Source organism: Streptomyces sp. NPDC005151, assembly GCF_053599875.1.
In genome coordinates, this window is the sequence record NZ_JBSFYR010000008.1 from 107559 (window position 1) to 129128 (window position 21570).

General features: G+C 71.1%; 24 protein-coding genes and 3 pseudogenes. 20 read left to right on the plus strand and 7 right to left on the minus strand.

Going from position 1 to position 21570, the window contains the following annotated elements; translation table 11 throughout:
* The first annotated feature begins 1 nt into the window (after position 1).
* From ACWD6R_RS07210 to ACWD6R_RS07235, 6 genes are all read left to right on the plus strand, one after another.
* Positions 2-1462, plus strand: a complete 1461-nt coding sequence (locus ACWD6R_RS07210; protein WP_451817785.1) for an NAD(P)H-hydrate dehydratase — start codon at positions 2-4, stop codon at positions 1460-1462.
* Between the two features lie 58 nt (positions 1463-1520).
* Entirely contained in the window at positions 1521-1904 is a 384-nt protein-coding gene (locus tag ACWD6R_RS07215) for a DUF488 domain-containing protein (protein ID WP_398951082.1), read from the plus strand.
* Between the two features lie 160 nt (positions 1905-2064).
* Positions 2065-3222, plus strand: coding sequence for an alanine racemase (gene alr / locus ACWD6R_RS07220; RefSeq protein ID WP_451817786.1), 1158 nt, complete (start codon positions 2065-2067; stop codon positions 3220-3222).
* A gap of 64 nt (positions 3223-3286) precedes the next feature.
* The gene (locus ACWD6R_RS07225; protein ID WP_451817787.1) at positions 3287-4549 is read left to right on the plus strand and encodes an alpha/beta fold hydrolase; all 1263 of its coding nucleotides are present in this window, start codon (positions 3287-3289) and stop codon (positions 4547-4549) included.
* Complete coding sequence (tsaE, locus tag ACWD6R_RS07230; protein ID WP_451817788.1) at positions 4518-5075, plus strand: tRNA (adenosine(37)-N6)-threonylcarbamoyltransferase complex ATPase subunit type 1 TsaE; 558 nt, start codon at positions 4518-4520, stop codon at positions 5073-5075. The genes ACWD6R_RS07225 and tsaE overlap by 32 nt, the downstream gene beginning before the upstream one ends.
* A gap of 130 nt (positions 5076-5205) precedes the next feature.
* A complete protein-coding gene (locus ACWD6R_RS07235) occupies positions 5206-5406 on the plus strand; it encodes a hypothetical protein (RefSeq protein WP_451817789.1) in 201 nt (66 codons plus the stop codon).
* A 236-nt stretch (positions 5407-5642) separates the two neighbouring features.
* Here the strand turns inward: ACWD6R_RS07235 and ACWD6R_RS07240 are convergent, their stop codons facing one another.
* Positions 5643-6206, minus strand: coding sequence for a hypothetical protein (locus ACWD6R_RS07240; RefSeq protein ID WP_451817790.1), 564 nt, complete (start codon positions 6204-6206; stop codon positions 5643-5645).
* A gap of 150 nt (positions 6207-6356) precedes the next feature.
* On the opposite strand from ACWD6R_RS07240, the gene tsaB reads away from it, so the two are divergent.
* The 10 genes and pseudogenes from tsaB to ACWD6R_RS07290 all read left to right on the plus strand — a co-directional run bounded on the left by tsaB (position 6357) and on the right by ACWD6R_RS07290 (position 12310).
* On the plus strand, positions 6357-7019 hold the full coding sequence (tsaB, locus tag ACWD6R_RS07245; RefSeq protein ID WP_451817791.1) for a tRNA (adenosine(37)-N6)-threonylcarbamoyltransferase complex dimerization subunit type 1 TsaB: 663 nt from the start codon (positions 6357-6359) through the stop codon (positions 7017-7019).
* Positions 7016-7531 (plus strand): ribosomal protein S18-alanine N-acetyltransferase, encoded by a 516-nt coding sequence (gene rimI, locus ACWD6R_RS07250; RefSeq protein ID WP_451817792.1) that lies wholly within the window; start codon positions 7016-7018, stop codon positions 7529-7531. The genes tsaB and rimI overlap by 4 nt, the downstream gene beginning before the upstream one ends.
* Positions 7531-8628 (plus strand): tRNA (adenosine(37)-N6)-threonylcarbamoyltransferase complex transferase subunit TsaD, encoded by a 1098-nt coding sequence (gene tsaD / locus ACWD6R_RS07255; protein WP_451817793.1) that lies wholly within the window; start codon positions 7531-7533, stop codon positions 8626-8628. The genes rimI and tsaD overlap by 1 nt, the downstream gene beginning before the upstream one ends.
* The gene (locus ACWD6R_RS07260; RefSeq protein ID WP_451817794.1) at positions 8625-8900 is read left to right on the plus strand and encodes a hypothetical protein; all 276 of its coding nucleotides are present in this window, start codon (positions 8625-8627) and stop codon (positions 8898-8900) included. Before tsaD ends, ACWD6R_RS07260 begins: the two co-directional genes overlap by 4 nt.
* Before the next feature lie 60 nt (positions 8901-8960).
* Positions 8961-9299 (plus strand): annotated as a pseudogene (locus ACWD6R_RS07265) (LCP family protein); the annotation flags it as partial.
* 125 nt (positions 9300-9424) lie between these two features.
* A complete protein-coding gene (locus ACWD6R_RS07270) occupies positions 9425-9781 on the plus strand; it encodes a YciI family protein (protein WP_451817795.1) in 357 nt (118 codons plus the stop codon).
* 78 nt (positions 9782-9859) lie between these two features.
* Positions 9860-10528 (plus strand): annotated as a pseudogene (locus ACWD6R_RS07275) (RNA polymerase sigma factor); the annotation flags it as partial.
* Positions 10529-10594: 66 nt separating this feature from the next.
* Complete coding sequence (locus tag ACWD6R_RS07280) at positions 10595-11059, plus strand: VOC family protein (protein ID WP_451817796.1); 465 nt, start codon at positions 10595-10597, stop codon at positions 11057-11059.
* A gap of 166 nt (positions 11060-11225) precedes the next feature.
* On the plus strand, positions 11226-11891 hold the full coding sequence (locus ACWD6R_RS07285; protein ID WP_451817797.1) for a hypothetical protein: 666 nt from the start codon (positions 11226-11228) through the stop codon (positions 11889-11891).
* Positions 11892-11944: 53 nt separating this feature from the next.
* Positions 11945-12310: a hypothetical protein gene (locus ACWD6R_RS07290; RefSeq protein WP_451817798.1), complete on the plus strand. Its 366-nt coding sequence runs from the start codon at positions 11945-11947 to the stop codon at positions 12308-12310.
* Positions 12311-12357: 47 nt separating this feature from the next.
* On the opposite strand, the gene ACWD6R_RS07295 is transcribed toward ACWD6R_RS07290, so the two are convergent.
* Positions 12358-13578 carry a THUMP-like domain-containing protein gene (locus tag ACWD6R_RS07295; RefSeq protein WP_451817799.1) on the minus strand — a complete coding sequence of 407 codons (1221 nt, stop codon included), beginning with the start codon at positions 13576-13578 and terminating at the stop codon, positions 12358-12360.
* Positions 13579-13668: 90 nt separating this feature from the next.
* Here ACWD6R_RS07295 and ACWD6R_RS07300 point away from each other — a divergent pair, with 90 nt between their 5' ends.
* Positions 13669-14571, plus strand: a complete 903-nt coding sequence (locus ACWD6R_RS07300) for a polysaccharide deacetylase family protein (RefSeq protein ID WP_451817825.1) — start codon at positions 13669-13671, stop codon at positions 14569-14571.
* Between the two features lie 241 nt (positions 14572-14812).
* Here the strand turns inward: ACWD6R_RS07300 and ACWD6R_RS07305 are convergent, their stop codons facing one another.
* Positions 14813-15265: a DUF6234 family protein gene (locus ACWD6R_RS07305; RefSeq protein WP_451817800.1), complete on the minus strand. Its 453-nt coding sequence runs from the start codon at positions 15263-15265 to the stop codon at positions 14813-14815.
* 289 nt (positions 15266-15554) lie between these two features.
* On the opposite strand from ACWD6R_RS07305, the gene groES reads away from it, so the two are divergent.
* Both groES and groL read left to right on the plus strand, forming a co-directional pair.
* Positions 15555-15863: a co-chaperone GroES gene (gene groES, locus ACWD6R_RS07310; protein WP_037688098.1), complete on the plus strand. Its 309-nt coding sequence runs from the start codon at positions 15555-15557 to the stop codon at positions 15861-15863.
* A gap of 100 nt (positions 15864-15963) precedes the next feature.
* Complete coding sequence (gene groL / locus ACWD6R_RS07315) at positions 15964-17589, plus strand: chaperonin GroEL (protein WP_451817801.1); 1626 nt, start codon at positions 15964-15966, stop codon at positions 17587-17589.
* 93 nt (positions 17590-17682) lie between these two features.
* On the opposite strand, the gene ACWD6R_RS07320 is transcribed toward groL, so the two are convergent.
* The 4 genes and pseudogenes from ACWD6R_RS07320 to ACWD6R_RS07335 all read right to left on the minus strand — a co-directional run bounded on the left by ACWD6R_RS07320 (position 17683) and on the right by ACWD6R_RS07335 (position 20519).
* Positions 17683-18378, minus strand: a complete 696-nt coding sequence (locus ACWD6R_RS07320) for an ester cyclase (protein ID WP_451817802.1) — start codon at positions 18376-18378, stop codon at positions 17683-17685.
* Between the two features lie 74 nt (positions 18379-18452).
* A pseudogene (locus ACWD6R_RS07325) lies at positions 18453-18644 on the minus strand (hydroxyacid dehydrogenase); the annotation flags it as partial.
* 392 nt (positions 18645-19036) lie between these two features.
* A complete protein-coding gene (locus ACWD6R_RS07330) occupies positions 19037-19810 on the minus strand; it encodes an SDR family NAD(P)-dependent oxidoreductase (protein ID WP_451817803.1) in 774 nt (257 codons plus the stop codon).
* A 34-nt stretch (positions 19811-19844) separates the two neighbouring features.
* Entirely contained in the window at positions 19845-20519 is a 675-nt protein-coding gene (locus ACWD6R_RS07335; RefSeq protein ID WP_451817804.1) for an MOSC domain-containing protein, read from the minus strand.
* Positions 20520-20600: 81 nt separating this feature from the next.
* Between ACWD6R_RS07335 and ACWD6R_RS07340 the strand changes: the two genes are divergently transcribed.
* A complete protein-coding gene (locus ACWD6R_RS07340) occupies positions 20601-21491 on the plus strand; it encodes a LysR family transcriptional regulator (protein ID WP_451817805.1) in 891 nt (296 codons plus the stop codon).
* Positions 21492-21570: the final 79 nt, after the last annotated feature.

A 21570-nucleotide genomic window follows, 5' to 3' on the forward strand; every position in this document is an offset into this window, starting at 1 on the left:
TATGCGAACTGCGTACAGCGTGAAGACCGTACGGGCTGCCGAGCGTGCCCTGATGGCACGGCTGCCGGAGGGTGCCCTGATGCAGCGGGCCGCCGCGGGACTCGCTGTGGCCTGCGGCGATCTGCTGCGGCGCAATGGCCGCGTGTACGGGTCCCGGGTCGTCCTGCTCGTCGGCAGCGGCGACAACGGCGGCGACGCGCTGTACGCGGGCGCCCGGCTGGCCCGGCGCGGCGCGGGCGTCCGCGCGCTGCTGACCTCGCCGGGCCGCGCCCACGAGGGCGGGGTCGCGGCGCTCCGCGCGGCGGGCGGGCTGGCCCAGGACGCGGCGCAGGTGGGCACGGACCGGATCGGCCGTGTCGATCTGGTGGTCGACGGCATCACCGGCATCGGCGGGCGCGGCGGGCTGCGCCCGGACGCGGCCGTGCTGGTGCGCGCCTACGAGGCGACCGGGGCGCCGATCCTCGCCGTCGACCTGCCCAGCGGCGTCGAGGCGGACACCGGGGAGGTGCTCGGCGACGCCGTGCGGGCCGATGCGACGGTCACCTTCGGTGCGTACAAGCCGGGGCTGCTCATCGACCCGGCCGCCGACCTGGCGGGCGCGCTGCACCTCGTCGACATCGGGCTCGGCGACGAGCTGCCCGGCGTACCCGATCTGGAGGCGCTGCAGTACGCCGATGTCGCCGCGCTGCTGCCGCTTCCCGGCAGCGAGAGCGACAAGTACCGGCGTGGTGTCGTCGGCATCGTTGCCGGGTCCGCGCGGTATCCGGGCGCGGCGGTGCTCGCCGTCGGCGGGGCGCTGCGGGGCGGTGCGGGCGCGGTGCGGTACGTCGGTCCGGGCGCCGGTGCCGTGATCGCCCGGCACCCGGAGACCCTGGTCCACACGGGCCCGCCGTCGAAGGCAGGACGGGTGCAGGCGTGGGTCGTCGGACCCGGGCTCGGGGACGGTACGGACGCCGTCTCGGCGGTCGCCGATGTGCTGGACGCCGAGGTTCCGGTGCTTGTCGACGCGGACGGGCTGCGGCTGCTCGACGCCGCCGTCCTGCGGTCGCGCACCGCGCCGACGGTGCTCACCCCGCACGCCGGGGAGGCCGCCGCGCTGCTCGGCGTCCCGCGCGAGGAGGTCGAGGAGGAGCGGCTCGCCGCTGTCCGGGAGCTCGCCGCCCGCTACCGCTCCACCGTGCTGCTCAAGGGGTCGACGACCCTGGTCGCCGACGCCACCGGACGCGCACCCGTACGGGTCAACCCGACCGGCACATCCTGGCTGGCCACGGCGGGCAGCGGCGACGTCCTCTCCGGGCTGACCGGTTCCCTGCTGGCCGCGGGTCTCGACCCGCGCGACGCCGCCTCCGCCGGCGCCTACCTGCACGGCCTCGCCGCCCGCCACGCCTCGGACGGCGGCCCGGTCTCCGCCCAGGACGTCGCGGACGCGGTCCCCGCGGCGTGGCGTGACGTGCGGGCCTGAGAGATCCTGGGCACCGGACACGGAACCGCGGAGGAGAGCCGGTGAGGAGTGGTCGACGGTGGGCAGCGACTCCGTACGCGTACGCCGGGTGTACGACCCGCAGGAGGACGGTGACGGGACCCGCGTCCTCGTCGACCGGCTCTGGCCCCGCGGCGTCGCCAAGGACCGGGCACGGATCGACCGGTGGCTGAAGGACCTCACCCCGTCGAACGAACTCCGCTCCTGGTACCACGAGGACCGCAGTGGCACCCGCTACGACGACTTCGTGGACCGCTACCGCGCCGAACTCGCCGACCCCTCCCACACGGCGGCGGTGCGTGAGCTGGTCGAGCTGGTCCGCGCGGGCGGGCCGGTGACCCTCGTCACAGCGGTGAAGGACGTCCCGCACAGCCATGTCCCGGTCCTCGTCGACCACGTGGAACATGAGCTGCGCCATCGGTGACATCAGCGGCCTCGTGACCCCTGCCGCCACCGGTGACGCACCCCGGGCCGTGCTTCCGGATCGGGCCGGACCCCGTCGGCCCGGCATGATCCGAAAGAAAGGCCCTGACCGCACACGGCACCTGAGGGTCCTGGCGTACGCCTCTGAGAGACTGGGCGCGATGAACGAGACAGCGTCCTTGAGAGCCCGAGCCGAGATCGACCTCGCCGCGCTGCGCGCCAACGTGCGTGTTCTGCGCGCCCGGGCGGCCGGCGCGCAACTCATGGCCGTCGTCAAATCCGATGCGTACGGGCACGGGGCGGTGCCCTGTGCCAGGGCCGCGCTCGAAGCCGGGGCGACCTGGCTCGGCACCGCGACCCCGCACGAGGCGCTCGCCCTGCGCGCCGCCGGGCTCGGCGGCCGGGTGATGTGCTGGCTGTGGACACCGGGCGGCCCCTGGCACGAGGCGATCGAGGCCGACATCGATGTGTCGGTCAGCGGCATGTGGGCGCTGCGCGAGGTCGTCGCCGCGGCCCGGGAGGCCGGACGGCCGGCCCGTATCCAGCTCAAGGCCGACACGGGACTGGGGCGCAACGGCTGCCAGCCCGCCGACTGGCCCGAACTGGTCTCCGCCGCCCGCACCGCCGAGGACGAGGGCACGGTGAAGGTCACCGGCCTCTGGTCCCACTTCGCCTGCGCCGACGAGCCCGGCCATCCGTCGATCGCCGCCCAGCTGGCGGTGTACCGCGACATGGTCGCGCACGCGGAGAAGGCGGGCGTCGAACCCGAGGTGCGGCACATGGCCAACTCCCCGGCGACGCTGACGATCCCCGAGTCGCACTTCGACCTCGTGCGGACCGGCATCGCCATGTACGGCATCTCGCCCAGCCCGGAGCTGGGCACCCCGGCCGACTTCGGGCTGCGCCCCGTGATGACGCTCGCCGCGTCGGTCGCCCTGGTCAAGCAGGTGCCGGCCGGGCACGGCATCAGCTACGGGCACCACTACACGACGTCCGCCGAGACGACACTCGGCCTGATCCCGCTCGGCTACGCGGACGGCATTCCGCGCCACGCCTCCGGGCGCGGCCCGGTCCTGGTCGGCGGCGCCCGGCGGCGGGTCGCCGGCCGGGTGGCCATGGACCAGTTCGTCGTCGATCTCGACGGGGACACCGTCGAGGTGGGCAGCGACGCGGTGCTCTTCGGCCCGGGGGACCGGGGCGAGCCGAGCGCCGAGGACTGGGCGGAGGCGGCCGGCACGATCGCGTACGAGATCGTCACCCGCATCGGCGGCCGCGTGCCGCGCGTCTATCTGAACGAGATCCCGACCGGTTCTCTCTGATCCGCTCTGTCCTGCACGTCCTGACCTGACCTGACGGACAACGACCGACGAGGAGCACGGCACGGTGAGCGAGATCAGCGCGGGGGACGCGATGGCGACGGCCGCTTCGGCGGTCGGCTGGCGCCGGGCAGGCATCGCCGGAGCCGCCATAGGCGTGATCGCCGCCGGTGCGGCAGCCGGTGTCGCGGTCGAGCGGATGACCGTCGGCCGGGGCATGCGCAGGCGGGCCAGGCTGGCGCTGGACGCCTCGGGGCCGTACGGCTCGCTGCGCGGCATGCCCGGCCGGGCCGCCGCCGACGACGGCACCGAGCTGTACTACGAGACCGACGAGGTCGAACCCGACGGCGGTACGGGCACGGGCGCCGGACCGGGTGCGGGCTCCGGGCCCGCCGGTACCGGACCGCGCAGACGCCGGCTCTTCGGCCGCAAGGTCCCCGGGCCCGTTACCGTCGTCTTCAGCCACGGCTACTGCCTCAGCCAGGACTCCTGGCACTTCCAGCGGGCGGCGCTGCGCGGCCTGGTGCGCACCGTGCACTGGGACCAGCGCAGCCACGGCCGGTCCGAGCGCGGCCGGGACCAGGCGCAGGGCGTGACGGTCGGGATCGACCAGCTCGGCCGCGATCTGAAGGCGGTCATCGACGCGGCGGCCCCCGAGGGGCGGCTGGTACTGGTCGGGCACTCGATGGGCGGCATGACGATCATGGCGCTCGCCGAGCAGTACCCGCAGCTGATCCGGGACCGGGTCGCCGCCGTCGCCTTTGTCGGTACGTCGAGCGGGAAGCTCGGCGAGGTCAGCTTCGGGCTGCCGGTCGCGGGTGTGAACGCCGTGCGGCGGGTGCTGCCCGGGGTGCTGAAGGCGCTCGGCTCGCAGGCGGAGCTGGTGGAGCGGGGCCGGCGGGCGACCGCCGATCTCTTCGCCGGGCTCATCAAGCGGTACTCGTTCGGTTCCCGGGACGTGGACCCGGCGGTCGAGCGGTTCGCCGAGCGGCTCATCGAGTCCACACCGATCGACGTGGTCGCGGAGTTCTACCCGGCCTTCACCGAGCACGACAAGAGCACGGCGCTGCCCGCGTTCCGGGACGTGCCGGTGCTGATCCTGGCGGGCGACAAGGACCTGGTGACACCCAGTTCGCACAGCGAGGCGATCGCCGACCAGCTGCCGGACGCGGAGCTTGTCATCGTGCCGGACGGCGGGCATCTGGTGATGCTGGAGCACCCGGAGACGGTGACCGACCGGCTGGCGGACCTGCTGGTACGGATCGGAGCCGTACCGGCAGCGGCTAACGTTGGCGGGCATGGAAGCACCGCACAACAGCCCGGCAGCTGAAACCGCGCACGCCCCGGCGGCCATGACCGCACAGGCCCAGGTCATCGCCCGTCTCGATGTCACGTCCGCCGAACAGATGCAGGCGCTGGGCCGCCGTCTCGCCGGTCTGCTGCGCCCCGGCGACCTCGTGATGCTCAGCGGCGAGCTCGGCGCCGGGAAGACGACACTGACCCGGGGGCTCGGCGAGGGTCTCGGGGTGCGCGGCGCCATCACCTCTCCCACCTTTGTGATCGCCCGCGTCCACCCGTCCCTGAGCGGGGGTCCGGCGCTCGTCCATGTCGACGCGTACCGGCTGGGCGGCGGCCTCGACGAGATGGAGGACCTGGACCTCGATGTGTCGCTGCCGGAGTCGGTGGTGGTCGTGGAGTGGGGCGACGGCAAGGTCGAGGAGCTCTCAAACGACCGGCTGCAGGTGCTGATCCACCGCGCGGTCGGCGACACGGACGACGAACGGCGCTCGGTCACGCTGGTCGGGATCGGGGAGCGCTGGTCAGGGCTGGGGGCGGCGCTGGAAGCCGGCCGCTGAGAGTGCCGACACGTTTCCGACAGGCTGTCGGCACATTGTTGCGCGGGGCGGGCTGGGCGTGGTCACATGGATGCCGAGAGCTGGTTAGGCCTGCCTAACCACGCCTTCCACCGGAGCCCAGGAGGCATCCATGCCGACGCCCGAGCGTGAAGCGCAGCCGCAGCCGCCAGTGACGTCCGCGGTGTCGATGAAGGATCTGCTGGCGGCCTGCGCCGCGGCGACCGCGGTCTCCACGCCGCCGTCGGAGGAACGGCAGGAGCGCCAGGAGCGGCCCGAGCCACGGGAGCAGCAGGGGTCCCAGGGGTGTGACGGGGAGCGCGACGCCGCCTGAGGTCTTCCGTGTGGACCAGGCCGGATCGGGGAACGGTTCGCCGCGGAGCCAGCTGGTGTCGCCGTGGTGCGTGCAGCCGCGAGGCGGAGGGAGAAGCCCACGCGAAGGGCGTCCCCCATGCCTCGAAGACACCTTGAACGCCATGGAGGAGCCGGCGACCGACGACATCGCCGCAGTGTGTGCCGAACCCGGCATGATCCGAACGAGAGGCCCCAGGCCGCACGTCCCCGGTGGCGTTACGGGACGACGACCACCGTGGCGCCGACCGTCGCGAACGTCCACATCGCGTTGCCGTCCGCGCGCTTCATCCGTACCCCGCCGGTCTTCAGCTTCGGGTCCGGGCTCTCCATGGAGCCGTCCTGTGCCGCACTGAACCCCACGGGCACATCCCCGTCGGCCATCGCGAACCGCACCACGTGCTCGATCAGCACGCCGTCCGAGCCCTTGATCGAGCCCGAGCGCGAACCCACCGTGTAGGCCCCGGGCCGTGGGCTCAGGGCACTCGGCATGACGGCGAAGGTCCGGGTCACCTTCCCCTGCGCGTCGACCAGCCACACGCGCCGGTCGCCCAGCGCGTACACGACCCGCGCCCCGGTCCCGGATTCGGCGGGAAGCGCGGTCGGACGCTCTTCTTTCTTCGGCTTGTCGTGGCCGACGGCGGGGGCGCTGCTGGACGCCTTCGCCCTGGGGACGGCGACGGAGTCGGGGACGTTCGCCGATGCCTGGTAGGCCAGGAAACCGACCGCGACGACTGCCGCCGCGGTGAGCCCGGCCACAATTCCCGAGCTGCCCCTTGCCACCGTGCGTGCCCCTTTCGCCGACGTACGTATGTCGTACAAGCGTTTACGTCGTACCCGCGTCTACCCGGTGACGGTAGCAGCAGGGGCCGGTGGGAACGGGATGCCGTACGGGGCGCCATGGAGCCGTCGGCGGAGCCGTAGGCTGTTTGCGTGCTCTTGCTCGCCGTGGATACCGCCACCCCCGCCGTCACCGTCGCCCTGCACGACGGGAACTCCGTCGTCGCCGAGTCGGGCCAGGTCGACGCCCGAAGGCACGGGGAGCTGCTGCTGCCCGCCGTCGACCGGGTCCTCGCCGAGGCCGGGGTGAAACTCGACGCCGTGACCGGTGTGGTCGTGGGCGTCGGTCCCGGCCCGTACACCGGTCTGCGGGTCGGTCTGGTGACGGCCGCGACGTTCGGCTCGGCGCTCTCCGTGCCGGTCCACGGGCTGTGCACGCTGGACGGTCTCGCGTACGCCGCCGGGCAGGGCGGACTGGAGGGCCCGTTCGCCGTGGCGACGGACGCCCGCCGCAAGGAGGTCTACTGGGCGCGGTACGAGGATCCCCGTACCCGCGTCGGCGAACCCGCCGTCGACCGGCCCGCCGACATCGCCGAGCAGCTCGCCGGGCTCCCGGTGGTCGGGGTGGGCGCGGCGCTCTACCCCGACGCGTTTCCGGATGCCCGGGGTCCCGAGCACGTCAGCGCCGGGGCGCTCGCGGCGCTGGCCGCCGAGCGGCTCGCCGCCGGAGCGGAGCTGCTGCCGCCGCAGCCGCTGTATCTGCGCCGGCCCGACGCGCAGGTCCCGAAGAACTACAAGGTGGTCACCCCGAAGTGACGAGCCCGACTGTCGTGCTGCGTGAGATGCGCTGGTGGGACATCGACCCGGTGCTGCAGCTCGAACACGAGCTGTTCCCGGAGGACGCCTGGTCGGCCGGCATGTTCTGGTCCGAGCTGGCGCACGCCCGCGGGCCGCAGGCCACCCGCCGCTATGTCGTCGCCGAGGCCCCGGACACCGGACGCATCGTCGGGTACGCGGGACTCGCCGCCGCCGGTGACCTCGCCGACGTCCAGACGATCGGCGTCACCCGTGACCACTGGGGCGGCGGGCTGGGCTCCGAACTCCTCACCGATCTGCTGAAGCACGCCACGGCCTTCGAGTGCGCGGAGGTGCTCCTCGAAGTCCGGGTCGACAACACGCGTGCGCAGAAGCTGTACGAACGTTTCGGCTTCGAACCGATCGGCTTCCGCCGCGGCTATTACCAGCCGGGCAACATCGACGCACTCGTCATGCGTCTCCACGTACAAGAACCCGCACCAGAGCACGTACAGGAAACTGGGACTGACTGATGGCTGACGAACCGCTCGTACTCGGCATCGAGACCTCCTGCGACGAGACCGGCGTCGGCATCGTCCGCGGTACGACGCTGCTCGCGGACGCCGTCGCGTCCAGCGTCGACACCCACGCCCGCTTCGGCGGCGTCGTCCCGGAGATCGCCTCCCGCGCGCACCTGGAGTCGATGGTCCCCACCATCGAACGCGCCCTGAAGGAAGCGGGCATCAGCGCCCGCGACCTCGACGGCATCGCCGTCACCGCCGGTCCCGGGCTGGCGGGCGCGCTGCTCGTCGGCGTCTCGGCGGCGAAGGCGTACGCGTACGCCCTGAACAAGCCGCTGTACGGGGTGAACCACCTCGCCTCGCACATCTGCGTCGACCAGCTGGAGCACGGCCCGCTGCCCGAGCCGACGATGGCGCTGCTGGTCAGCGGCGGCCACTCCTCGCTGCTGCTCGCGCCGGACATCACCAACGACGTACGGCCGCTGGGCGCGACCATCGACGACGCGGCGGGCGAGGCGTTCGACAAGATCGCCCGGGTGCTGAACCTCGGCTTCCCCGGCGGCCCGGTCATCGACCGGCTGGCGAAGGAGGGCGATCCGAAGGCGATCGCGTTCCCGCGCGGACTGAGCGGCTCGCGCGACCCCGCGTACGACTTCTCCTTCTCCGGTCTGAAGACGTCCGTCGCCCGCTGGATCGAGGCGAAGCGGGCCGCGGGCGAGGAGGTGCCGGTACGGGACGTGGCGGCGTCCTTCCAGGAGGCCGTCGTCGATGTGCTCACCCGGAAGGCCGTCCGGGCCTGCAAGGACGAGGGCGTCGACCACCTGATGATCGGCGGCGGCGTCGCGGCCAACTCGCGGCTGCGGGCGCTTGCCGAGGAGCGCTGCGAGCGGGCCGGCATCCGGCTGCGGGTGCCGCGGCCCGGACTGTGCACGGACAACGGGGCGATGGTCGCGGCGCTGGGCGCCGAGATGGTGGCGCGCAACCGTCCCGCGTCCGATCTGGAACTGTCGGCGGACTCGTCGCTGCCGGTGACGGACACGCATGTGCCGGGCCGCGCGCACGACCACGACCATGTGCACGAGATCAGCAAGGACAACCTCTACTCATGACCGTCGCCCTCATGTGGGAGGCCCGGGCCGTGGACGGCCGGGGCGCCGAACTGCTGGAGTGGGCCCGGGCGCGCACCGGTGAGCTGGCGGACGAGCCGCTGCGGTACGAGCTGCTGTGCGCCCCGCAGGACCGGGTGCTGGTCATCACCTGGTGGGAGGCGGCATACGGCGCCGAGCTGCCCGAACTGCCCGAACCCGCAGCTGAGTTGATCACCCGGGCGGTGCACCGATGGCGGTTCGAGGTGGCCGGCGGCTCCACCGGCGGAACATGAGAAAACTCAAGGGATCCTGAGATTTTCCGAAGGAAAACCGAACAACGGTTCCCGTCGTATGCCCGCACTCGCCACGGCATCGGCGACGGCAGCGACCTCGGCCGGATGGAGCTCCAGCAACAACTGGTCGAAGCGCTGCTGAAGGAGGTCCGGGACACGAACCTGCTGACCGGCGCGGCCGGCCTGTACAAGGTGGCGGACGCGGTCACCGGCAGCCTCACCACGGACACCGGACTCGACTCGCTCGGCGAGCTGAGAAACCTGGCGCAGAGCCTGCGGAACATCCCCTCGAGCGGGCTGAAGACGGTCACCATGCCCGTCGTCACCGCCCCGTCCGACCCCAACCGGGTGGTGGCGCAGGAACCGGCCGCGAGCAAGCTGTGGGCGTCCCTGCGGTAGTCCGGAAAAGTCTCCCGGAAATTTCTTCAATTTCTTCGGGGGAGTGTGTCGATTGCGGCGTGTCCCGTTCGACGCAAGGGTGAGAGGCAGGGAAATCCCCCGCCCTCCCGCACCGAGGAGTCACCATGCCGCGCTTCCTGTCGATGGTCCGCATCGATGAGCAGAACCTCCCCTCCGAGGCCCCCGACCCCGACTTCGAGGCGCGCATGGGTGCGCTGTTCGAGGAGATCACCAAGGCCGGGGTCATGCTGGAGACCGCCGGGCTCACCCCCACCTCGCAGGGGACCCGGGTCACCTGGGAGGACGGCAAGCTGAGCTACACCGACGGGCCCTTCACCGAGACGAAGGAAGTCGTCGGCGGCTACGCCATCACCCAGTGCAAGGACATGGCCGAGGCGCTGGAGTGGACCAAGCGGTTCCTGGAGATCCACCCGAAGAACTGGACCGTCACCTCCGAGGTCCGCGAGATCGCCGAGAGCTAGTGCCGCGCTTGCTGCGCCCCGGTACGGCTGCTCTGATGGGTGGCCGTGACGGAAGCAAGCGCGACGCAGGCGGTCGAGGAGGGTTACTCGGCCACCGCGGGCGACGACTGGCTGCGCCCGGCGCTCTGCGAGGACGCGCTGCGGCTGGCCCGGGTGCTGGCCGGACTGATGGACAAGGAACCCGAAGTGCACGGCCTGGTGGCCCTGTTGGAACTCCAGGCGTCCCGCATCGCGGCCAGGACCGGGCCGGACGGTGCGCCCGTGCTGCTCGCCGACCAGAACCGGTTCCGCTGGGACCGGCTGCTGATCCGCCGCGGGTACGCGGCCCTGGAGCGGGCGAACGCGGTGGGCGACGCCCCGGGCCCGTACGCCCTGCAGGCCGCGATCGCCGCGTGCCACGTCCACGCGGTGACGTACGAGGAGACGGACTGGGCGGTCATCGCCACGCTCTACGGGCTGCTGCTGAAGGCGGCCCCGTCGCCGGTCGTCGAGCTGAACCGGGCGGTCGCCGTCTCGATGGCGCAGGGGCCGGAGGCGGGGCTCGCGCTGGTCGACGCCCTGGCCAGGGACCCGTCGCTGAGGGCATACCACCTGCTGCCGAGCGTGCGCGGCGATCTGCTGGCGCGGCTGGGGCGCACGGACGAGGCACGGGCGGAGTTCCTGCGGGCGGCGGACCTGACCCGTAACGCGCGCGAGCGGGCGCTGCTGCTGGCCCGGGCGGAGAAGGAATCCGGCGCGGCGCGATGAGTTTCCGCGGCCCGCCCGGTCTACCCTGCACAGCCAACGCCCGTACGGACAGCCGAGGAGCAGGCCATGCAGAAGATCAAGACCTTCCTGTGGTTCGACAGCCAGGCCGAGGAGGCCGCGAACTTCTATGTCTCCGTCTTCGGGGGCGACTCGAAGGTGCTCGGCGTGTCGCACTACACCGAGTCGTCGCCCGGCGAGCCGGGCACCGTCATGACCGTCGACTTCCGGCTGGCCGACCAGGAGTACGCGGCGCTCAACGGCGGTCCGCAGTTCGCCTTCACCGAGGCGATCTCGCTCGCAGTCGACTGCGAGACGCAGGCGGAGGTCGACGAGTTGTGGGACAGGCTCACCGATGGCGGCGAGGAGAGCCAGTGCGGCTGGCTCAAGGACAAGTACGGGCTGTCCTGGCAGATCGTCCCGCGCGGGCTGTCCGAGGCGCTCTCCCACCCTGACCCGGCCAAGGCGGGCCGGGCCATGAAGGCCATGCTCGGCATGAAGAAGCTCGACATCGAGGCGCTGCGCAACGCCTGACGGCGTCCGTTGCCGTTGGTGTAGTTGTTGGCGGTGTCGATGAAGTTGCCGCCCGCGTCCGCGTACGCGTCGACGATCCGGGCGCATTCGGACGTTACGAGCTGGAGCGCGCTTCAACGCAAGCCACGCCGAACCGTGCCCGCACCCGGTCGGTAGGGTGGGGCCTATGTCCCGCCGCACACTGCTGCCGCCGCCCCCTCCGCCCGTCGAGATACGTTCCTGGCCCGACAGGGAAGCCCTGCTCGCCGACCGGGCGGTCGTCCTCGGCGAGCTGGTCACCATGCATGTGGGGCGCGGCCGGCTGGTGCTGCTGTGGCTGTGGGGCGCCCTGTGTGCGCTCGGCTGGTCGCTGGTGGGGACCGCGATCCTCACGTTCGAGGAGTCGTACGACATCTTCAGTGCCGTCCTCGGCGTCGTCCTCGCCGCCCTGGGCGCCTGCTGCGTCGTGACGTCGGTGGTCTTCGTCGTTTCCGGTCTGCGCCGCGACCGGCAGATCCGCCGACTGCTCGACGCCTGGGGCGAGTTGGACCGCGATCCGGACGGCGACATGCGGCTGCGGGCCCCCGGCGCGAGCCTCGCCTGGATGCTGCCGTCGTTCGCGCTGTGCGCGGTCGGGCTGTACGCCTGCGTGGCCGTTCCGGCGGGTGCGGAGGCACCCGAGGACACCTACGGTGCGGTCGCCCTCGTCATGGGACTCGGGATGATCGGCTGGCTGCTCGGTCTGATCGGCGTCACCAAGGCGTTCGCGCACCGCCGTTGGGTGCTGAGGGTGCTCGTCGGGGCGCCCGCGCCCGAGCCGCTGTTCTCCGTCGGCGGCGGTGCTCACCGCTGAAACCGCCTCTATCCTGGCCGCGTAACAGGATCCGCTCAGGGGGAGGGCGTCACATGGAGTGGTACTGGTGGGTGCTCATTATCTTCTGGACCGGCGGCTTCCGATGGGCGGTCGACAACGTCCGTACGGCGCTGCGTAACCGGCACACCCGCAGGGTGGAACTGCTGGAGGCGGGCAAACAGGAACGCCTGGCCGTCGAGGCGGCGAACCGGCCGCCGGAGCCGGTCTGCGGCTGCACGCACCACCTTGCGAAGCATGACAAGGAGGGCAGGTGCCATGAGCGGGTCGAGGTGGCGACGGCCTGGGACGAGAGCAAGAAGCCGGTCCGCTTCGAAGCCGGGCAGTGCAACTGCCAGCAGTACGTGGGCCCGCAGCCGCTCTCCCAGGTGTACGCAGACGACCTGACCGACCTGGCCTGACGGCCTCCCCCGCGATAGGGAGTGGGCTCCCTGCCGTGGGGGAGGACCTACGGCGTGCCGGGCCGCACGGGGTGGCCGATCAGTATGGTCGGCGCCCCGGCGACCCGGGTCAGGAACACGGTCGCCGCGTTGGGGCCCTGGAGCTTCATCTTCCTGCGCAGCTCCTCCGGTTCGACGGCCGAGCCCCGCTTCTTGACGGTCAGGACGCCGACCTTCCGCTCCCGCAGCAGCGCCTTCAGCTTCTTCATATTGAAGGGCAGTTGGTCGGTGATCTCGTACGCGGAGGCGTAGGGGGAGTCGTACGGCTCGTCGCTCGTGACGTACGCGATCGTCTCGTCGACCAGCCGGCCGCCCGACCGCTCCACGATGTCGGCGACCAGATGGGCGCGGATGACGGCGCCGTCCGGCTCGTACAGATAGCGGCCCACCGGTCCGACGGGCGGGGCGGGCAGTGCGGCCGGGGCCGACAGAGTCGCGCCCGCCGGGAGCAGTGTGGCTCGGTACGAGCCCGGGGCGAACCCTTCGCCGAACCAGAGCACGGCCTCCTTCACATCGCCGGCGTCCGAGATCCACTCCGCCTCCGCCTGCGCCGGGATCGCCTCGTGCGGGATGCCGGGGGCGATCTTCAGCGCGGCGCGGGGGGCCGTCAGCGCGGCGCCGGTCGCCCAGGAGAGCGGCGGCGAGTACGCCTCGGGGTCGAAGATCCTGCCGCGTCCGCCGCGCCGGGCCGGGTCGACGAAGACCGCGTCGTACGCGGACGTGTCGATCTCGGTGACGTCGGCGCAGCGCACCTCGATCAGGGTGTCGAGACCGAGCGCGGCGGCATTGGCTCGGGCCACCTCTGCGGTCAGCGGGTCGCGGTCCACGGCGAGGACGGAGATGCCCGCGCGGGCGAGGGCGAGGGCGTCACCGCCGATCCCGCAGCAGAGGTCGGCGACGCTGCGTACGCCCGCTTCGGCGAAGCGCCGGGCGCGGTAGGTGGCGACCGAGGTGCGGGTCGCCTGCTCGACGCCGTTCGGTGTGAAGAACATCCGGTACGCGTCCTCGGCGCCGAACTTCGCCACCGCCCGCTGCCGTAGCCGCGCCTGCCCCAGCGCCGCCGACACCAGCGGGGCCGGATGGCTGCGGCGCAGCCGGGTCGCGGTGGCGAGCTCCTGGGAGGGGTCGTAGGCCCGCAGCTCGGCGAGGAGTGCCTCGCCCTCGGGTGTGCGCAGGGCCGTGAAGGCGGCGAGCGGGTCGGTCGGATCGGTCGGATCGAAGGCGTTCACCGGCCCATTGTGAGCCAGCCGGGGGACCGCGCGGGCTCGGCGGAGGTGTCGGCCCCAGTGGCCGAGCAGCCACTGGCAGGATGCGAAACCATGCGGCTTGTACGACAAAAGGAAGAATTAACCGCACAGGGGCATGGGCTGGGCGTAATCCGGCGCAGACCGGGCCATGTGGTCCTGGCCGCACTCCTCGTCGCCGCAGCCGCGCCCGGCTGCGCCTCCGAATCCGGCGGCGGGCCCGTCACCGGACATCCGGGCGGCTCTGCCCAGCGGACGCAGGCCGTACGCGCGGCGGCAGCCAGGAAATGGGGGCTGGCCGCCACGCCGCTGGCCCCTCCCGCGCCGCCCGCCGAGAAGCCGCGCCTCACCACCCGCAAGGGGTTCGAGGTCGAGGGCGGCGACGACTCGCTGCCACCCGTCTTCACCACCGTCCCCACCAAGGAACGCATTGTCTTCCTGACGATGGACGACGGCGACCACAAGGACCCCGAGCTGCTGCGGATGATGACCGAACTCGACATCCCGTACAGCGCATTCCTCAGCGACTACCTGGTCCGCAACGACTACGGCTACTTCAGGGAGATGCAGCACCGGGGCGTCACGCTCAACAATCACACGCTCAACCACCCCTACCTGCGCGGACTTTCCCACAGCCGGCAGAAGAGCGAGATCTGCGGCCAGCAGGACATCATCGAGAAGGAGTTCGGCAGGCGGCCCACCCTCTTCCGCCCGCCGTACGGCACCTACAACGGGGACACGCTGCGCATCGCGAAGTCCTGCGGCATCAAGGCTGTGCCCCTCTGGGCCGAGGAGGCGTTCCCCGACCACATGGAGTGGCGTGAGCGGGACGGCGATCTGCACCCGGGCGACATCATCCTCACGCACTTCAGGGGCCGTAAGGACTGGGGCGGCTCCATGGCCGACCTGGTCCGCGCGGTCATGAGGACCATCACGGACAAGGGGTACGCCGTGGCCCGGCTGGAGGACTACGTATGAGAAGGGCGCACCGGCTGCTCGCCGGACTGCTGGCAACCGGTGCGCTCCTGACCGCCACCGCCGGGTGCGCGCAGTCGGTCGACCCGATCGAACGGCTGGGCCGGAAGGCCGCGCAGAAGGTGAGCCGGCCGCACCGGACGCCGGGGCCGGAGGCAGGGGCGGAGTCGGAGCGGCGGGCGGGCGTGCGGGGTGATCACGGGGCGGCGGGGCCGATGGACGTCGTCTCCTGCGGCCGGCCGGGTCAGCTGCCGGAGTCCCGGCACTCGTGGTTGTCTCCGCCGCTGAGGCACTGGTGGCCGGACCGGCCGGGACCGTCCGACGGAGTGGATGCCGGCGCGGGGTGCGAGCGGCGGTAGTCGGACTGCCCGATCTGCACCGTCACGATGCACAGCACGAGCGCGACGCAGACCTGGATCGAACCCGCCCAGGGCCGGTTCGTGCGCAGCAGTGCGACGGTGATCGCGACGACCACCAGCGTGATCACCCCGAACGTGATCACGGGCCCCCAGTCCATCGGCGGCGGTTCGGCCGCCTCGGGCGTGCCGTCGTAGGAGTCGGCCCAGCCCGCCATGCCTATCCGGAACGTGGCGATCGCGCAGACCACCACCTCCAGGGCAACCAGCAGCAGACCGAGCGCGATGTCGAGACCTGCCCCGCCGACAGGGCGCTGACGCAGAGGCGTGACTTCCGGCATCTCCCCAGCGTCGTACGGAACGGAGCGGTCCGTCCCTGCGTTCCCCGTACGTTGTCCTGATCGAGGCCGTCCTGTGCTGCGACGCCACGACCGGACTGAATTGGCACTCCGCTTGACCGAGTGCTAATCGCGGTCATAGTCTCGGGTCTGGCACTCACCACTGGAGAGTGCCAGCAGTACTGTGCGACTGGCAGGTCCGGCACCCGCGACGACGGATCCACCTGGTCGCCACCCCAAGACAGTTAACCTCGCAGTTAACCCCGAGATCTCCGAAGGGGGAGGCCGGATCGTGACGACCACCAGCTCCAAGGTTGCCATCAAGCCGCTTGAGGACCGCATTGTGGTCCAGCCGCTCGACGCCGAGCAGACCACGGCCTCTGGCCTGGTCATCCCGGACACTGCCAAGGAGAAGCCCCAGGAGGGCGTCGTCCTGGCCGTGGGCCCGGGTCGCTTCGAGAACGGCGAGCGTCTGCCGCTCGACGTCAACACCGGTGACATCGTGCTCTACAGCAAGTACGGCGGCACCGAGGTGAAGTACAACGGCGAGGAGTACCTCGTCCTCTCGGCTCGCGACGTGCTCGCGATCATCGAGAAGTAATTCACACACGTTTGCTTCCGTTCTGCGCCCCTGGCCCCCTGCGAGATGACAAGCCGGGCGGTCGGGGGCGCAGTTCGTTCGAGAGGACAGTTCAGCTCCCATGGCGAAGATTCTGAAGTTCGACGAGGACGCCCGTCGCGCCCTTGAGCGCGGCGTCAACAAGCTTGCCGACACGGTCAAGGTGACGATCGGCCCCAAGGGCCGCAACGTCGTCATCGACAAGAAGTTCGGCGCTCCCACCATCACCAACGACGGTGTCACCATCGCGCGCGAGGTCGAGCTCGACGACCCGTACGAGAACCTCGGTGCCCAGCTGGTGAAGGAGGTGGCGACCAAGACCAACGACGTAGCGGGTGACGGCACCACCACCGCCACCGTGCTCGCCCAGGCGCTCGTCCGCGAGGGCCTGCGCAACGTTGCCGCGGGTGCTTCCCCGGCCGCCCTGAAGAAGGGCATCGACGCCGCGGTCAAGGCTGTGTCCGAGGAGCTCCTCGCGACCGCCCGCCCGATCGACGACAAGTCCGACATTGCCGCCGTGGCCGCGCTCTCCGCGCAGGACTCGCAGGTCGGCGAGCTCATCGCGGACGCGATGGACAAGGTCGGCAAGGACGGTGTCATCACCGTCGAGGAGTCCAACACCTTCGGTCTGGACCTCGAGTTCACCGAGGGCATGGCCTTCGACAAGGGTTACCTGTCCCCGTACATGGTGACCGACCAGGAGCGTATGGAGGCCGTCCTCGACGACCCGTACATCCTGATCCACCAGGGCAAGATCGGCTCGATCCAGGAGCTGCTCCCGTTGCTGGAGAAGGTCATCCAGGCCGGTGCCTCCAAGCCGCTGCTGATCATCGCCGAGGACGTCGAGGGCGAGGCCCTGTCGACCCTGGTCGTCAACAAGATCCGTGGCACCTTCAACGCCGTCGCGGTGAAGGCCCCGGGCTTCGGTGACCGCCGCAAGGCCATGCTCGGCGACATCGCCACCCTCACCGGTGCGACCGTCATCGCCGAGGAGGTCGGCCTCAAGCTCGACCAGGCCGGCCTGGACGTGCTGGGCACCGCCCGCCGTGTCACCGTCTCCAAGGACGACACGACCATCGTGGACGGCGGCGGCGAGCCCGGCGACGTCAAGGGCCGGGTCAACCAGATCAAGGCCGAGATCGACGCCACCGACTCCGACTGGGACCGCGAGAAGCTCCAGGAGCGCCTCGCGAAGCTGGCCGGCGGCGTGTGCGTAATCCGTGTCGGTGCCGCCACCGAGGTGGAGCTCAAGGAGAAGAAGCACCGTCTGGAGGACGCCATCTCCGCGACCCGCGCCGCGGTCGAGGAGGGCATCGTCTCCGGTGGTGGCTCCGCTCTGGTCCACGCCGTCAAGGTCCTCGAGGGCAACCTCGACAAGACCGGCGACGAGGCCACCGGTGTCGCGGTCGTGCGCCGCGCCGCGGTCGAGCCGCTGCGCTGGATCGCCGAGAACGCCGGCCTCGAGGGCTACGTCATCACCTCGAAGGTCGCCGAGCTCGACAAGGGCCAGGGCTTCAACGCCGCGACGGGCGAGTACGGCGACCTGGTGAAGGCCGGCGTCATCGACCCGGTCAAGGTCACCCGCTCCGCGCTGGAGAACGCCGCGTCCATCGCGTCGCTGCTGCTGACGACCGAGACCCTGGTCGTCGAGAAGCCGGCCGAGGAAGAGGCCGAAGCCGGTCACGGCGGCCACGGTCACTCGCACTGACGCGCTGCCACCTCGGCTCACCGCCGCAAAAGGCCCCCGTTCCCGCTGTTCAGCGAGGGGAACGGGGGCCTTCGGCTGTCCTTTGCCGTTGGATCAGTCGAGCGCGCCGAGCTGGCGCATCAGGCCGAGGAGATCCTCGTGCCACCAGCCTTCCTGGATCCTGCCGTCCTTGAACCGGAAGATCGTGGTGCCCGTCATGGTGCACTGCCTGCCCGTGGGGGCGATCCCCATGAAGTCGCCCTCGTGGGTGCCGGTCCAGGTCCACAGCGTCACGACGTCGTCACCCTCGCAGACCTGCCGGTCCAGGCTGAAGGTGAAGTCGAAGGCCGCGCGCCATCCGATCACTTCGTTCTTCAGGGAGCCGGACCCGATCACCGTGTCCTGTCCCTTCGCGACGTCGTGGTCGATGTAGTCGGGCGCGAACACCTCGTCGATGGCTTCGAGGTTGCCCCCGACAGCGATCTCGTGGAAGAACCGGCGCGACAGTGTCTGGTTCAACTGTTCGTCACGGACCACATCGAGGCCGGTGAAGGTGGGCATTCCGTCGCAGAGCGCCACCAGCTCCTGGAAGATCTGGTCGGTCTCCGGCAGCTTCGAGTTCGCCATCGCATCTTCGTACGAAGGGAATTCGACGATCTCGACGTAGTGGGACCCGTCGGAGCGGTCCTTGCCGATGAGGCTGTGCGTGGCCGTCCGGGTGCCCTTGGTCTGTTCGACCCATTCGTCCATGAGGCGGTCCATGTCGTCGAACCGCTCCGTCTTGCAGTCGATTACTTGTACGAATCTCATGGTGTCTCCCGGTCCTGCAGTCTGGATGGGATCCTTCCAGTTTAGTGAGACAGAGGGCTTTCGACGTTCGGGGCTCAGGCCGAGTGCTGCAGGCTTCCGGCGTGCACGGGGTCCGCGAAGGGCAGACCGGACGCGAACCGCTCCATCTCGTCGAGTGCCTGGTCGGCCATCCGGTGCAGCTCATCGCCCAGCGAGCCCGCCATGTGCGGAGTGAGCAACACATTCGGCAGCTCGTACAACGGCGAGAGCGCGGGCGGAAGTTCGGGAGGGCACCGGCGGCTACGCGTTCAAGAACCCGACCCGCCCCGACCCCGGCGGCATCACCGAGGACCCGAAACTGCGGGACGACTTCCGGCTCGGCGACGGCTCGTCCGCCCTGGCCGCCGGAGCCGTCATCGAGAGCAACGGCGGCAAGGACTGGTTCGGCAACGAGCTGAAGCCCGGCGCCCCCGACATCGGCGCGTACGCGGGCCGCGGCGTCAAGTAAGACCGACCGGCAATTGGGGGGCGGCGTCACGGGGCCGGGGCACGCACCTAGCGGCGTTGTCGTCCATCACCATGGCTCAATCCTCCGCCTTGCGAGGCACGCACCCCAGCCCCGCTCCTTCACCCACCCCCCAATTGCCGGTCGGTCTAATCCGCTCACCGTCCGACCGCCCTACTGAGGACCGTACTTGCGGCCTGTCTTGGAGGTGACCCCTCCGAGCAGGCCGCGCGGCGCCACCTTCACCAGCCCCATCAGCGCCTTGTACCGCGCGTCCGGGATCGACACCGACTTCCCGCGCGCCAGATCCGCCAGCGCCGAGGCGACCAGCCTGTCCGCGTCGAGCCACAGCCAGCCCGGGATGTTGCCGGTCCCCATCCCGGCGCGCTCATGGAACTCGGTCCGTACGAAGCCGGGGCACAGCGCCATCAGCCGCACCCCCGAACCGGCCAGGTCCTTCGCCGCGCCCTGGGTGAACTGAACGACCCACGCCTTGGACGCGCCGTACGTCCCGCGCGGTACGAACGCCGCCACCGAGGCCACATTGACCACCCCGCCCCGCCCGCGTTCCTTCATCCCCGCCGCGGCAGCCGAGGTCAGCCGCAGCACCGCCTCGCAGTGCACCTTCAGCATCTTCAGCTCGTCCGCCATCGACACATCCAGATAGCGGCCCTTGTTGCCGAACCCGGCATTGTTGATCAGCAGATCGACAGGCTGCCGGCGGTTCGTCAGCCGCGCCTCGACCGAGGCGATCCCGTCGTCCTCGGAGAGGTCGGCGGTCAGCACCTCGGCCTCGATGCCGTGCCGGTCGTGCAGCTCGGTGGCCTGTTCCCGGAGCCGCTCGGTGCTGCGCGCCACCAGCACCAGGTTGTGCCCGTCGGCCGCGAGACGCCGCGCGAAGGCAGCCCCGATTCCCGCGGTCGCGCCCGTAATCAATGCAGTCGTCATACGCGGCACGTTAGTGCCCCGCACACCGCACTGATCACTCGCCAGGTGCCTGCGACTCCACGTACTTCAGGGCGGCGCGCAGCGTCTCGGGATGCAGTGCGTCCCGGGCCGTGAGCAGCTCCGGCAGCAGGTCCCGTCGCGTCGTCGCCGCCAGGAACTCCATCCGTACGGTGACGTCGTGGTCCGGCCGGTGCACGATCTCGACCGGGTCCCCGGCGCGGATCTCGCCCGGATCGATCACCCGCAGGTAGGCACCCGGAGCGGCCGCCTCCGTGAATCGCTTGACCCAGCCCTGCTCTCCGAGGTGGCCGGCGAACGTGCGGCACGGAATGCGGCCCGACGTCACCTCCAGGACCAGATCGGGTCCGATCCGCCAGCGCTCGCCGATCCTCGCGCCGCTCACGTCCAGTCCGGCGGTCGTCAGGTTCTCGCCGAACGCGCCGTTGGCCAGCGGGCGGCCGAGCGAACGCTCCCAGGCGTCGAGATCCTCGCGGGCGACGGCGTACACGGCCTGGTCCGAGCCGCCGTGATGGCGCAGATCGCACACCGCGTCCCCGGCCACCCCACTGCCGCCGCTGCCCTTGGGGCCGGGATCGGTGACCCGCACTGGGCCGTCGGCCGGCTGCTTGCCGATCCCGGTCACTCCGCCGGCGGCGTCGGTGTAGTCGACGGCCTCGGGCCGTCCCGCATTCACAGTCAGCAGTTCCATGCAGCGAACGCTAGCGATTCCATCCTCAAAGCCGCACGCGAATAATTCGCATGCGTCCCAAGCTGACCTTATGGTTGAAGGGTGATCGAAGCCCGTCATCTCCGTGTCCTGCGCGCCGTGGCCGCCACCGGCTCGTTCTCCGCCGCCGCGCGCGAACTGGGCTGCACCCAGCCCGCGGTCAGCCAGCAGATGAAGGCCCTGGAGTCCTCGGCCGGCACCACGCTGCTGATCCGCACAGGCCGCGAGATGCGGCTCACCCAGGCGGGTGAGGCGCTGGTACGTCACGCGTCCGGCATCCTCGCCGGGCTGACCGCCGCCGAGGAGGAGGTCGCCGCGATCGCAGGGCTGCGGGCCGGCCGGGTCCGGCTCGTCTCGTTCCCCAGTGGCAGTTCCACTCTGGTTCCCGGGGCCCTGGCCGCCCTGCGCGCCGCCCATCCGGGGACGAGGGTCTCCCTGGTCGAGGCGGAGCCGCCACGCTCGGTCGAGATGCTCAGGGAGGGTGACTGCGACATCGCGCTGGCGTTCCGCTACGGCGCCGCGGGTGGCGAGTGGGAGGACCTGGTCGTGCGCCCGCTGCTCACCGACAGGCTGATCGGCCTGGTCCCCGACGGGCACCGGCTGGCCGGTGCGGACGCGGTGGGGATCGGTGAACTGGCCGACGAGTCCTGGATCGCGGGCTGCCCGCGCTGCCGTCGGCAGCTGGTGGAGGTCTGCGAGGAGTCCGGCTTCATCCCCCGGATCGACTTCGCGACCGACGACTACCCTGCGGTGATCGGCCTGGTCGGCGCCGGTCTGGGAGTGGCCGTGCTGCCGGAACTCGCGATCGAGTCGGTGCGCCCCAAGGGGGCTCGCACCGTGACGGTGGAGCCGGCGATCGAACGCGAGATCGTCGCGCTGACTCTTCCCGATCTGGCCCAGGTCCCTGCGGTGGCGGCCACTCTGGACCAGCTCTCCCTGGCGGCTGCCCGCTAGACCGGGGCCGGCACATGCCGGTGGCCCGCCCCGCAGGCATGCGGTGCAGGAACGTTTCTTCCGTTGTTGTGCAAGGTGC